The organism is Sphingomonas sp. PvP055 (assembly GCF_040546365.1).
Taxonomy (GTDB): domain Bacteria; phylum Pseudomonadota; class Alphaproteobacteria; order Sphingomonadales; family Sphingomonadaceae; genus Sphingomonas; species Sphingomonas echinoides_A.
Genome location: NZ_JBEPNS010000001.1, coordinates 2,836,612 through 2,848,382, shown reverse-complemented (window position 1 = coordinate 2,848,382; position 11,771 = coordinate 2,836,612). Strand labels below are relative to the sequence as shown.

Sequence of the window (11,771 nt, the reverse complement as noted above, 5' to 3'; positions counted from 1 at the left end):
CCGAGTGCACGCGCGCCGCGCCCAGATTGTGCTGGTCGTCGGTCCGAACGGCCTGACGATGGGGAAGTCCTAGAGCTATCCCGACGCCATTGCGAACGCGCTACCGGACCATCTTGGAACCGGTGCGTCGGAGCGAACTTTGCGCACGCGTCATAATGTGAAACGGAAAATCTCGTCTCGGATATTCTGCTGATCCTTGGTCACCGACGGTTTGATGGCACTCTTCGAGCACCGCGATCCTCTCTGCCTTCTGACGCACGCGGACCACTCGCTCGCGGAACGCAACTGCAGCATCGATTATAGAGTCCGGACTTACACTTAGCGTTGTTCACATATGAAGCAGATTTCGCAATTTCGAACAAATTTGCGCTAAGAGCGCTGATAATAGCAGAATACCGTTGACTGGTGGAGCTGTTGAGCGCTATGAGCCCCCTTATACCGGAACAATGTCTTATAGGTGAACTGTGGCTCTGTTGCACAATCCCTATCTTGGTGCAGATTTGCGATCGGACACCAAAGGGTCCGAGGCCACGGTGGAAGATCCGCGCACGGTTCAGAACATCCGGACCCAAACGGCCGGCGGCCCGCTTGATCCTTTCGAAGATCGACTTGCCGACGAACTGATGACGGTGTTTGGGGCGGGGGCAGAGGAAATTGACGATGTCGTTGCCGCGCTGAACGCCGCAGGCAGCCGCGATCAGTCAGGCGCCGCATGGAACGAAGCCAGCTTTCGCGCCCAGATGGCCGCCTCGAGCGCGGCACTGTTCGCCGTTGAGAAGAGGGATGCGCAGTGACCGTCTCTCTGGAAGAATGCGAACGTCGCGCGAACAGCGGCTTGCTGAACCGGTGGTATCCCGTCGTGGCCAGCTGGCGCCTAGCGAACGCGCCAATCGGCATCACCCGGTTGGGCGAACGGATCGCGATATGGCGTGACCACAAAGGCCAAGTGCATGCGGTGGAGGATCGTTGCCCGCATCGCGGCGCACGGCTTTCGTTAGGGTGGAGCAAGGACGATCGGATCGCCTGCTGGTATCACGGTGTGGAAGTTGACGCCGGCGGGCATATGGCGGCGGTTCCGGCGATCGGCCGGTGCGAGGCCGAAAAACGCGCTCGCAACAAGGCGTATCCGGCGGTGGAACGAGCCGGAACGATCTTTCTGTGGTTCGGTTCACCTGGTGTCGAACCCACGCCGCTCGTGCTTCCGGAAGAGTTGGAAGGTGGCGAATGGGGATCAATCCTGTGTGTCGCCCACTGGAAGTGCAATTATCGCTACGCGTTGGAAAACGTGTTGGACCCGATGCACGGCATTTATCTGCACGCCGCTTCCCACTCGATGGCCGAAGGCGAGAAAATGGCGACGCTTCGCCAGCGCGAGACCGAAACCGGCTTCGTGTTCGAAAAGGTTGGGCAGACCGGAGTCAATTTTGACTGGGTGGAACTCGCCGATACCGGTGCGTTTTGGCAGCGACTGACGATCCCGTATCGCAAGAATGCGGGGCCGGGTGGTCCGTTTGGCATCATCGGGATGGTAACGCCCGTCGACGATACCAACTGCCTCGTCTTCTTCTGGCGGTGCCGCAAGGTAGACGGCTGGAAACGCGATGCCTGGCGCTTTCTGTACCGCGCTCGGCTTGAACAGTTGCATTGGCACGTGCTGGAGCAGGATCGTGTCATCCTGGAATCCATGCTCGACACAGCGCGGGACGACGAGGCGTTGTACGCCCATGACGCCGGACTGGTGCGCCTGCGCCGGATGTTTCTAAAGACAGCGCAGGACCAGATCGAGGCGGAAACGCGCGTCAGTCAGCCTCAGGCGGCGGTTTGACATGAGCGTTCCCGCCCTTGAGCGCGGCATCGCAATCCTGCGGCTGTTCCGCCGCGATCGGACGACGATCGCAGCGAGCGAGATCGCGGCAGAACTTGGACTTGCGCGCTCCAGCCTGCACGCGCTGCTGGCTGCGCTGACTCAGCTTGGGTTGTTGCGGCGGCTGTCGAGCGGGCATTTTGCTCTGGATGCGGGCGTACTGGCGATAGGGTTCGAATATTTGGGGTCGTTGCCGATTACGGAATTGGCGGCAGGGGTGCTGGAACGGCTGCGCGACGAGACTGGTTGGTCGACCCATCTGGCCATCCTGCAGGGGCGATCGATCCTGTATCTCAGCCGCTTTGGCAGCCGTCATGTGCTGACTCGCAACGTCACGGTGGGCAGCTTGCTCCCAGCTCACACGACTGCGCTGGGGCGGGTGATGTTGTGCGATCTTGAGCCGGAAGTGCTGCGTACGATGTACGCTGACGATCTGTTGGGCGGGGCAAAGGCGTTCGCGCAGTTTGCCGCCAGACTGCGCGACGACCGTGCGCGCGGCTTTGTTGCAGGGCCTGGCTATCACGAACCCGGTATTCAGGTCGTTGCGGCCCCGGTGCGCGATGCGTCGCTGCGGGTGGTGGCTGCGATCAACGCGGTCGCCGTCGAGCAGCCGGACAATGATCTCGCGAGCATCACGAGCGCAGTGGTGACCGCGGCGCACGAGCTCTCGCGCATGCTGGGCGCACCGCATGTCCTGCCGAACATGCACGAACCTTTCCTGGAGAAGCAGTTATGACATTTTGCGGTATCGACAGCGTGACCTTCGGTGTCAGCGACATGGCTGAGGCGCGGCGGTTTCTCGAAGACTGGGGCCTGGAAAACAACGGCAGCAGTGACGATTGCCTGCGCTATCGCACGCGTGATCGCACCGATGTGCTGGTGCGCCATACGGCGGATCCCGTGCTTCCGCCTGCCATGCAGGAAGGCGCAACGCTGCGTCAGGTAACTTGGGGCGTCGCGGATGCAGGTGCGCTCGCAGCTTTGCAGGCTCGGCTTGGGACGGACGGCGCACTAGCCGATCCTAGTGGTCTTTCGCACGCCTTCCGTGTCAGTGTCCGCGTTGCGGTTCAGGCCGATGCGCAGGACGTTAACGGCCCCGGCATCACACGGCGTGTCGATGCGCGCTCACCTGTTTACGAGCGGGCAATTCCCATCTCGATCGGTCATGTCGTACTGTTCGTCGACGATCTTGATGCGACCATGGACTTCTTTGTCGGCAAGCTTGGCTTCGCGATCAGCGATTCTTACCCCGGTCATGCCGCCTTTCTTCGGGCGCGAACCCCAGGCCCGCACCACGATGCGTTCGTACTGCGCCGTCCCGGGAAACCCGGGCTCAACCATGTCGCCTTCACCGTCAGCAATATCCACGAAGTGTTCGGCGGTGGATTGGCGATGAGCCGCAAGGGTTGGGAAACCGACATCGGACCGGGCCGTCACCCGATTTCCTCGGCCTATTTCTGGTATTTCAAAAGCCCGTTCGGCGGCAGCCTGGAATATTATGCCGACGACGACTGGTGCACCGAGGCGTGGCAGCCCAGCGATTTCGAGCGGAAGCCCGAACTGTTCGCCGAATGGGCAGTGGCCGGTGGCATCGACGGCAACACCCGGCGCCAGTCCCGCGCCGCCTGATATCCTTGATCCGACCACGGAGCGACCATCATGACCGATACGATCGACGCAACCCGCAAGAACGCCATAGTGCCTGAAGGCCGCACTCTGTCCGACTGGATAGAAAGCCGAACTGCACGCTACGAAACACGCAACCTCGACTGGAACGCGCTCAAATTCCAGGCGGATTACGACCCCAAGTACAAGCGCGCGCAAATGCGCTATGTCGGCACCGGCGCGACCGGCGTTTCCGCCGACAGCAATACGGTGCCGGCCGAACATTTCACCTTTTCCACCATGGTGTTGCCCGCTGGTTGTGAAGGTCCGCTGCATCTGCACGACGATGTGGAGGAGGTGTTCTTCATCCTGAAGGGCAACAAGGTGAAGCTGATGTTCGAAGCCAATGGCGAATATTGCGAAACCTATGTGAAGGAACGCGATCTCGTCTCTGTTCCCGCCGGGGTCTACCGCGGGCTGATCAACGAAGGCATCGAGGAGGCGCTGATGATCATCTGTCTTGGCACCAGCGTGCCGGAAACGCCGACCTATCCACCGGAACACCCGCTGTCGAAGATCAAGCGTGTAAAGACCTGAGCGCGTGCCGTCAGACCTGTATCTGGAACCGCCGCTTTCCCTGGTGGCCGTAGGGGATGAACAACGCATCGCTGTACGGCAGGCAGGGGGCGGCGATGGCACGCCCTTGGTGCTGCTGCACGGGATCGGTTCCAATTCCAGCGCCTGGGCCGGGCAATTCGCCGGGTTTGCGCCCACTCGACGGGTGATCGCTTGGAATGCACCCGGATATCCGGGCAGCACGCCGCTAACTGCGCGATCGCCAACCGCCGGGGATTACGGCACACGCGTGATTGCGCTGCTGGATGCATTGGATATTGAGCGCGCGGTGCTGGTCGGCCAGTCGCTGGGCGCCATCATGGGCACGGCGGCAGTATTGCTCCAGCCCGAGCGGTTCGTTTGCGCCGTGCTTGCAAGCCCAGCCAGCGGCTATGCGACGCCCGAGGGTGCTCCAATCCCTGCAAGCGTCGCCGAACGCTTGGACGAAGTGGCGCGCACCGGCCCGGCCGGGCTCGCTGAACGCCGTGCGCCACGGCTGCTGACCGAGCGGGCATCCCCCGAAGCGCGCGCCATCATCCACCGTGTGATGAGCGAAGTGACGGTGGAGGGGTATGCACAGGCTTCCCGCATGCTCGCCCATGCCGATCTGACAAGCGACGTTGCACGCTTGCGGATCCCAACGCTGGTGATGTGGGGAGACGAAGATATCGTGACGCCCCCCGCTGGATGCGCGCGGATCGCGGCAGCGGTGCCGGGTGGGCAGCACCGTGTGATCCCTCGCGTAGGGCATGGTTTCGCGACGGAAGCGCCGGCACTGTTCAACGCAGCACTCGCCGATTTCCTGTCGCAGATCGAAGATTGAGAAGGACGTACCATGGATCTGGGACTTCGTGACAAGACCGTATTGGTCACCGGCGGATCTTCGGGGATCGGGTTGGAGACGGTACGCCAGTTCTTGAAGGAAGGCGCGCGCGTGGCGTTGTGTGCCCGAGGGCAGGGGGAGCTACACCGAGCCGCCGCCTCGCTCCGCGGAGAAGGGTTCGGCGACGATCGTATCCTGTCGATGGCGGCGGATGTGCTGGATCAGGACGCGGTTTCGCGGTTGGCCGAAGCGGTGGAAAACAAGTTCGGTGGGCTCGACATCCTTGTCGCCAATGCCGGACAGGCGCGCATTTCCACCTTCGCTTCGACACTGGATGCGGATTGGGAGGCGGAACTTCATCTGAAGGTCTTCAGTGTCGTTCGCCCGGTTCGTACCTTCCTGCCGATGCTGCAGGCCAGCGATGCTGGCGCGATCGTCGTCGTCAATTCGCTGCTGGCGCGCCAGCCCGAACCGCATATGGTATGTACGTCGGCGGCGCGCGCTGGCGTGCAGAATCTGGTGAAGTCGCTGAGCGTCGAGCTGGCGCCGCGGGTTCGTGTGAATTCGATTTTGCTCGGCACCGTCAACAGCGGCCAGTGGGAACGTCGCTACAAGGAGCGCGCACGGCCTGGCCAGAGTCTGGACGATTGGCTCGCCGAACTTGCCGCTGAAAAGCACATCCCAGTGGGACGGTTCGGCCGCCCCGAGGAGCCTGCTGCAGCGATCGTCTTTTTGTCGGCGCCAATCTCGGGTTTCACGACCGGGGCCGCATTGGAAGTGGCGGGCGGCGTCTCCCGCTTCGCCTGATTTTCCCTTTACCTCCGGACACCATCCCATGAGCGTCATTAAAGGTACCATCGACTTGGCCGGACGTACCGTCCTGGTCAGCGGCGCGGCGCGCGGTCTGGGTGCGGCCTTCGCCGAGGCGTGCGGCCGGGCGGGGGCTCGGGTGATCATCGCCGACATCCGTACTAATCTGGCCCAGGAAACGGCGCAGGGGCTCTGCGGTGAGGGGCTGGACGTTGCGAGTTATGCTGTCGATCTTGCGGACCCGGGATCGGTCGAGCAACTCGGCGCGGACATCGTGCGCGATTATGGTTGCCTGGACGGACTGCTCAACAATGCCGCGTTGGCGACCGGCATTGGGGGAAAAGGTCTGGACGAGATCGACATCGAGACGTGGGACCGCGTGATGACGATCAACGTACGTGGCACCTGGCTGATGACCAAGGCCTTCGCACCGCTGCTCAAGGCATCCAGCAGGGGCGGCCGGCTGGTCAATTTGGCGTCGGACACGGCATTGTGGGGGGCGCCTAACCTGCTGCACTATGTGAGCAGCAAGGGTGCCGTGATGGCCATGACCCGCTCGCTATCGCGCGAGCTCGGCCCGTTTGGCGTTACGGTGAATGCAATTGCGCCTGGCCTCGTACGGGTGGAGGCAACCGACTACGTGCCGGAAGAGCGCAAACAATTGTATGTCGACCGTGCCGCAATTCCCCGTGCCCAACTGCCGGCGGACGTAGTCGGCACCGCCGTGTTCCTTTTGAGCGACGCATCCGGCTTCGTATCGGGGCAGGTGATCCCAGTGAACGGCGGCTTTATTGCGGCCTGAGCGCGGGGATCGCAGACGGTAAGAGCCATCGGCTGAGGGGGATGCAAAACCGTTCAAACCTCCCACCTTCGAAGGCCGCTGACCATGTTCCAGCGTTCTGGTTTCAACAGAGTTGGGCAATGCTTTGCCAAGGCGGAGGTGCTCGTTACTGTTCGACCATCCTCAGATCGGCACACGATAAGACGTCGAGATCTGCGGGAGTGGGGGAATGGTCAGAGTGCCCTGTTATCTTTCTACATCAACGGGGCAAATCGACTGCGCATGCCCACGAGGATGGTGCCGGTTGCAGGAATCGAACCCGCGACATCCAGTTTACAAAACTGGCGCTCTACCAACTGAGCTAAACCGGCCCGGAGGACGCCGTCCTCGCGCGCATTCCATGCGTCAAGACACGCCGAAGGTCCAGCCCTCTGTGCGCGCGATCGTGCGCGTCATTGCTGGCGGGTTCCACAAATCGTCGCGGGTGGCGTTCGCGCGCAGCCACGCCGCGGTCAGGATCGCGTCGGTCGCGTGATCGGTGTAGCGTGGCATCGGCAGGTGCGGCGCACTGCCGATCGCGGCGAGCGCGGAGTCGAGCGCGGCAGCGTCGCGCACCTTGCTCAACCCCTTGCGGAGACCGGCGGCGCGCGCGGCGATCGTCGTGTAGATTTCCACGACGCAGGGCCCGTGCTGCGGCGCGGGGTCGAATGGCCACACCGGGATCGCCGGATCGAGATGGTGGAGCAGCCGCATTCCGGCGAAACTGGCCTTGGCCACCTGTGCCGCGCCGATCGCGTCATAAACGGTCGAGGCCTTGCCGCCGCCGTTGGCGTTAAAATGTGCTTCACATCGCCGGTAGTGCAGAAAGTGCGCTTTTACACCGTCCGCCGCGCCGAGGTAGAAATGCCGCCCCCGGCGCGCTTCCAGGAAGGACGCTGCGCCCAGGTCCGCATCGGTGCTGTGCCGATCGACATAGGCCCATAGCGCGCGCGGATCCGTGGCGTCGGTTTCCCCCGGTAGATACGCGCCCCGTTCCACGAACGGTGCGGAAAAGCTGAAATCGAACCCCACCAGCAACGGGTCTTCGGCGCGCTCGTGTAACCAGTGCAGGATGTCGGTCCTGGACCAGACGCCACGCGGCGGCTCGACCAGAACCGGCGCTTCAGGACCGCTTTCGCAAATTGCCAGCGCGATCCCGGGATGACGCAGGCCCTTCGCTCCGGACCAGTCGATCGCGGCGAAGCGCGTGAAGTGACGCGGTGTGAGCGTGCGTCGCGGAGGCGCCGTCACGGTTTCACACTTCCAGACCACGCCGCCAACGCAAATCCGATTCCGGAGCGGATCGTGCTCGGCGCGAGGCCGTCCCGAGCCTGGATTGCAATTCCGAGCAACAGGCCATCGTACAAGGCGACGAGACCCGCAACGTCCGTCGCTGGATCGAGATCGCCAGACTGCACGCCAGCAGTGATGCATCGGTGCAACGCCTGTCGCGTGGCGCAGCGTTCGGAATGCGTCAGCGCTTTGATCGATGCGCTGGCATCGGAGCAAATCGTTGCTGAAAGCGTGACCATGCATCCCTTTGGATGCGCTTCCCCAGTCTGAACCGTAGCCGACGCCAAAAGAGCCTGTTCAAGCCGCGCACGCGGCGGCAGACGTTCGTCGTCGAGCGCGCTGATGACACCACCGTGAAGGCCGAGATAGCGAGTCAGTGTCTCGCGAAACAAGGCTTCCTTCGAACCGAAGGCCGCGTAGAAACTTGCCGAGGAAATGTCGCCCATCGCGTGCCGCAACTCGGCCAGCGACGCGCCTTCATACCCGTGTTCCCAGAACAAGTGCATCGCGCTGTCCAGCGCTGCGCTTCGGTCGAAACCGCGCGGTCGTCCGCTCCGTGCCATAACTCTCCGTTTCCAGATTTGTGGACTAAGCGATCCATTATTCGTTGACAAGCCGCGCTGGGTCGTCGAACGAACTGGACCAGTCGATCCAGAAGTGAGTATGCCGTGCATTCAAGATCAAGTCAGACCAGCGACGGCGCGCGGGAGACGCTCCCGATTTCCGCGTTGCTGGCATTGGCGATGACCGGCTTTACCGCGATTCTCACCGAGACGCTGCCAGCCGGGTTGCTGCCGCATATGGCTGCGGGGTTGGCGGTATCGGAGCCGCTCGCCGGGCAGACGATCACGGTCTATGCGGTCGGATCGGTGCTCGCGGCGATTCCACTGACGCTTTACACGCAGGGGTGGCGGCGCAAGCCGACGTTGCTCGTCGCGATCTTCGGCTTCCTGATCTTCAATTGCGTGACCGCCGTCTCGACCTCCTACGCGCTGACCTTGTTTGCGCGGTTCATGGGCGGTGTCGCGGCAGGGCTCGGTTGGGGGATCATCGCGGGCTATGCGCGGCGGATGGTCGTCCCGCAGTTGCGCGGTAAGGCTTTGGCGATCGCGATGGTCGGGACGCCGATCGCGCTGTCGATCGGCGTTCCGTTGGGTGCAATGCTGGGCACCACGCTGGGCTGGCGCGCGGCGTTCTGGCTGATGTCGGTCACGACGGTGACGCTGATCGGCTGGGTGCTGTGGCAAGTTCCGGACTTCCCCGGACAACCGGCGGAGCAGCGCTTGTCGATCGCGCGGGTGTTCCAGATGCCGGGGGTTCGCACGGTCCTCCTCACACTGTTCGCGTGGATCACCGCGCACAACATTCTCTATACGTATATCGCGCCGGTCGCGGCGCTGGCTGGAATTCAGCAGCGGCTCGACCTGTTGCTGCTCGGGTTCGGGCTTGCCGCGCTGGCGGGGATCTGGATCACGGGGGTCTTGATCGACCGCGCCTTGCGGCCGCTCGTGCTGGGCAGCCTGACGGTGTTCGCGGCGGTGGCGGTGGCGTTCGGGGTGTTCGCCGCCGTACCCGAAACGACGATCGTCGCGACGCTGCTGTGGGGGCTGTCGTTCGGCGGTGCGGCGACGCAACTTCAAACCGCTTTGGCCGATGCTGCGGGCGAAGGCGTCGACCTTGCCAATGCGATGCTGACCACGGTGTGGAACGGTGCGATCGCCGCGGGCGGGATCGTCGGTGGCGTGATCCTGGAGCGTTCCGGCGCAGGATCGCTCGCCTGGGCCGTTCTCGCGCTCACGCTGGTCGCGCTCGTGCTTGCGTTCAGCGCGGATCGGTTCGCCTTCAAGCCCGGTCCGAGGGCTTTCACCTAATGTGCGGAACGCGCGCCATACCGGAGAACATTTTGATGAAAGCCTATCAGATTGGCAGCCAGAACGGCATCGACGGGCTCGTTCCGACGACACGCGCCACGCCGGTCGCGGGGCCTGGCGAAGCGCTGGTCGCGCCGCGGCTCGTCGGCCTGATCAGCCGTGACGTCCAACTCCTCCGCGGCACCTACGGGCCACGTCAGTCGGAAACCCGCATCCCGATGTCCGAAGGGGTTGGCGAAGTCGTGGCGGTCGGCGCAGGCGTCACCGAAGTCGCGGTCGGCGACCGCGTCGTCTGCGGTCATTTCGCCACGTGGCACGACGGGACGTTTCGGTCGGACGTCTTTGCGCACGACATCGGGATCACGCACCATGGCTGGCTGGCCGAGCGTGTCCTCTTGCCCGCCGCAGCGCTGATCCGGGTGCCCGACGCCCTCGCCGACGCCGACGTCGCTGGGCTTGCCTCGGCCGGGCTGACCGCTTGGAATGCGCTTGTCGAGGTTTGCAAGGTCAAGGCCGGCGACACGGTGCTGTGCCTTGGCACAGGCAGTGTGTCGCTTGCCGCGTTGAAGATCGCCAAAGCGTATGGTGCCAAGGTCGTCATTACATCGTCGCAAGACGCAAAGCTCGAGACGGCGCGGAGCCTGGGTGCGGACATGACGGTCAACTACCGTACGTCGCCAGATTGGGCGGCCGACGTGATCGCGCAGACCGACGGCAAGGGAGCCGACATCGTGATCGAGACGGGCGGCGTCGATACGCTGGGGCATTCCATCGCGGCGGCGGCAACCAACGGCCGGGTCATCGTCATCGGCGTTTCACCGGGCGAGGGGCCCGCCATCCCTGATTATCTGTCGCTCATCCTGAAGAACGTGACGATCCGTGGGATCGCCAACGGCAGTCGTGCGATGTTCGTCGATCTGCTCGACGCGATGGTCGCGCACCGGATGACGACCGTGGTGGACCGGACCTTCGCGTTCGATCAGGCGCCGGAAGCGGTCCGCTATTTCGCGGCGGCGGACCATCTTGGGAAGGTAATGATCGCGTTGTGAATCGAACGGCGGGAACGGAACGGCGGGGAACGGTCAGGATGGGGGCATGATGGTCTCGACCGCCGTCCGCCGACCGCATCCCGTCAGTCGTCCCCCCAGATCGCCTTTCCCTTCCAGGCGCCATCCAGCGCGAGGGTGCGGAGTTCATCGGTCAGGATCTCGACCCAACTCCCCGCCAGGGGACTGTCCCGCAGTTCGCGCAGGGTCGCGACGCCGACATGCGACCGGAGCGACGGACGCTCGATCTGGTGCGACGTCACAATTCCTGCGTCGACTGCGGGCTGAATGGCGAGCTGCGCGGTGATCGAATAGCCCAAGCCGTCCGCCACTAGCTGGCGAGTTAGCGCAACACTGTCGATTTCCATGATGACCCGCAGCCGCACGCCGTTCTGGGTCGCCATTTGTTCGATCAGGCGGCGGTTGCTGTGGGGCAGGGCCGGGAGGATCAAGGGGAGATCGGCAAGGTCGACGAACCGCAGCGTGCGCGGCGGTTCACCGGGCGGCGCGACCAGCACCATCGGCTCGCTGAACAATGGCCGGACCTCGAACGCTTCGAGCAGCGGCTGATTGTAGACGACCGCCGCCTGCACGCTGCCGTCCAGCAACCATGCCTGGAGCGAGGTACTCAGGCCTTCGCGAACGTGGAGCATCGCCTTGGGCCATCGCGCGCGGAACCGCCGCACCATGTTCGCTCCAACCGCCAGGCCGATCGCCGGGGTCAGCCCGACCGCGAGGTGACCGCGTTCCTGCGGATCGTCGTCCCGCACATATTCGCTCGTGCCGTTCAAATAGTGGAGCATCATCTCCGCCCGATCCAGCAGTCGTGCGCCCGCAGGCGTCAGGACGACGCCACGCGCGTGCCGGACGAACAGCGCGACCTTGAGCTCCTCCTCCAGCTTGGCGACGTGCCGACTGAGCGCGGGTTGCGCAATGCGCAGCTTCTCGGCTGCTCTGCTGAAGCTGCCGGTATAGGCGACGGTGGAAAAGGTACGCAGCTCGCGAATGTCCATAAGACGTTACT

At 63.6% G+C, this 11,771-nt stretch carries 13 protein-coding genes and 1 tRNA gene; 10 read left to right on the top strand and 4 right to left on the bottom strand.

Going from position 1 to position 11,771, the window contains the following annotated elements; genetic code table 11:
* The first annotated feature begins 464 nt into the window (after nt 1-464).
* From ABIC16_RS13465 to ABIC16_RS13430, 8 genes are read left to right on the top strand one after another with little or no spacing between them, the layout of a single operon-like run.
* Nucleotides 465-794, top strand: coding sequence for a recombinase-like helix-turn-helix domain-containing protein (locus ABIC16_RS13465; protein WP_354291487.1), 330 nt, complete (start codon nt 465-467; stop codon nt 792-794).
* Nucleotides 791-1,825, top strand: coding sequence for a Rieske 2Fe-2S domain-containing protein (locus ABIC16_RS13460; RefSeq protein ID WP_354291486.1), 1,035 nt, complete (start codon nt 791-793; stop codon nt 1,823-1,825). The genes ABIC16_RS13465 and ABIC16_RS13460 overlap by 4 nt, the downstream gene beginning before the upstream one ends.
* Nucleotide 1,826: 1 nt before the next feature.
* Nucleotides 1,827-2,600, top strand: coding sequence for an IclR family transcriptional regulator (locus tag ABIC16_RS13455; protein ID WP_354291485.1), 774 nt, complete (start codon nt 1,827-1,829; stop codon nt 2,598-2,600).
* A 20-nt stretch (nt 2,601-2,620) separates the two neighbouring features.
* Nucleotides 2,621-3,493, top strand: a complete 873-nt coding sequence (locus ABIC16_RS13450; protein ID WP_354291484.1) for a VOC family protein — start codon at nt 2,621-2,623, stop codon at nt 3,491-3,493.
* A 30-nt stretch (nt 3,494-3,523) separates the two neighbouring features.
* Nucleotides 3,524-4,066 carry a cupin domain-containing protein gene (locus ABIC16_RS13445; protein ID WP_277968436.1) on the top strand — a complete coding sequence of 181 codons (543 nt, stop codon included), beginning with the start codon at nt 3,524-3,526 and terminating at the stop codon, nt 4,064-4,066.
* A gap of 4 nt (nt 4,067-4,070) precedes the next feature.
* Complete coding sequence (locus tag ABIC16_RS13440) at nt 4,071-4,907, top strand: alpha/beta fold hydrolase (RefSeq protein WP_354291483.1); 837 nt, start codon at nt 4,071-4,073, stop codon at nt 4,905-4,907.
* Nucleotides 4,908-4,919: 12 nt separating this feature from the next.
* Nucleotides 4,920-5,714, top strand: coding sequence for an SDR family oxidoreductase (locus ABIC16_RS13435; protein WP_277968434.1), 795 nt, complete (start codon nt 4,920-4,922; stop codon nt 5,712-5,714).
* A gap of 28 nt (nt 5,715-5,742) precedes the next feature.
* A complete protein-coding gene (locus tag ABIC16_RS13430) occupies nt 5,743-6,519 on the top strand; it encodes an SDR family oxidoreductase (RefSeq protein ID WP_354291482.1) in 777 nt (258 codons plus the stop codon).
* Between the two features lie 274 nt (nt 6,520-6,793).
* Here the strand turns inward: ABIC16_RS13430 and ABIC16_RS13425 are convergent.
* From ABIC16_RS13425 to ABIC16_RS13415, 3 genes are all read right to left on the bottom strand, one after another.
* Nucleotides 6,794-6,869: transfer RNA gene (locus ABIC16_RS13425), tRNA-Thr, on the bottom strand.
* Between the two features lie 34 nt (nt 6,870-6,903).
* Nucleotides 6,904-7,788 carry a hypothetical protein gene (locus ABIC16_RS13420; protein WP_277968432.1) on the bottom strand — a complete coding sequence of 295 codons (885 nt, stop codon included), beginning with the start codon at nt 7,786-7,788 and terminating at the stop codon, nt 6,904-6,906.
* The gene (locus tag ABIC16_RS13415) at nt 7,785-8,393 is read right to left on the bottom strand and encodes a TetR/AcrR family transcriptional regulator (protein WP_354291481.1); all 609 of its coding nucleotides are present in this window, start codon (nt 8,391-8,393) and stop codon (nt 7,785-7,787) included. The genes ABIC16_RS13420 and ABIC16_RS13415 overlap by 4 nt, the downstream gene beginning before the upstream one ends.
* Before the next feature lie 105 nt (nt 8,394-8,498).
* Here ABIC16_RS13415 and ABIC16_RS13410 point away from each other — a divergent pair, with 105 nt between their 5' ends.
* Together ABIC16_RS13410 and ABIC16_RS13405 are read left to right on the top strand one after the other, a co-directional pair.
* On the top strand, nt 8,499-9,701 hold the full coding sequence (locus ABIC16_RS13410) for an MFS transporter (protein ID WP_354291480.1): 1,203 nt from the start codon (nt 8,499-8,501) through the stop codon (nt 9,699-9,701).
* A 35-nt stretch (nt 9,702-9,736) separates the two neighbouring features.
* Nucleotides 9,737-10,750, top strand: coding sequence for a zinc-dependent alcohol dehydrogenase family protein (locus ABIC16_RS13405; RefSeq protein ID WP_354292328.1), 1,014 nt, complete (start codon nt 9,737-9,739; stop codon nt 10,748-10,750).
* A gap of 83 nt (nt 10,751-10,833) precedes the next feature.
* On the opposite strand, the gene ABIC16_RS13400 is transcribed toward ABIC16_RS13405, so the two are convergent.
* Nucleotides 10,834-11,760, bottom strand: coding sequence for a LysR family transcriptional regulator (locus ABIC16_RS13400; protein ID WP_354291479.1), 927 nt, complete (start codon nt 11,758-11,760; stop codon nt 10,834-10,836).
* Nucleotides 11,761-11,771: the final 11 nt, after the last annotated feature.

Bases quoted from the DNA above. Each gene is read 5' to 3' on its own strand.
- ABIC16_RS13455 (WP_354291485.1), top strand. From the start codon at position 1,827: ATGAGCGTTCCCGCCCTTGAGCGCGGCATCGCAATCCTGCGGCTGTTC.
- ABIC16_RS13445 (WP_277968436.1), top strand. From the start codon at position 3,524: ATGACCGATACGATCGACGCAACCCGCAAGAACGCCATAGTGCCTGAA.
- ABIC16_RS13435 (WP_277968434.1), top strand. From the start codon at position 4,920: ATGGATCTGGGACTTCGTGACAAGACCGTATTGGTCACCGGCGGATCT.
- ABIC16_RS13430 (WP_354291482.1), top strand. From the start codon at position 5,743: ATGAGCGTCATTAAAGGTACCATCGACTTGGCCGGACGTACCGTCCTG.
- ABIC16_RS13415 (WP_354291481.1), bottom strand. From the start codon at position 8,393: ATGGCACGGAGCGGACGACCGCGCGGTTTCGACCGAAGCGCAGCGCTG.
- ABIC16_RS13405 (WP_354292328.1), top strand. From the start codon at position 9,737: ATGAAAGCCTATCAGATTGGCAGCCAGAACGGCATCGACGGGCTCGTT.
- ABIC16_RS13400 (WP_354291479.1), bottom strand. From the start codon at position 11,760: ATGGACATTCGCGAGCTGCGTACCTTTTCCACCGTCGCCTATACCGGC.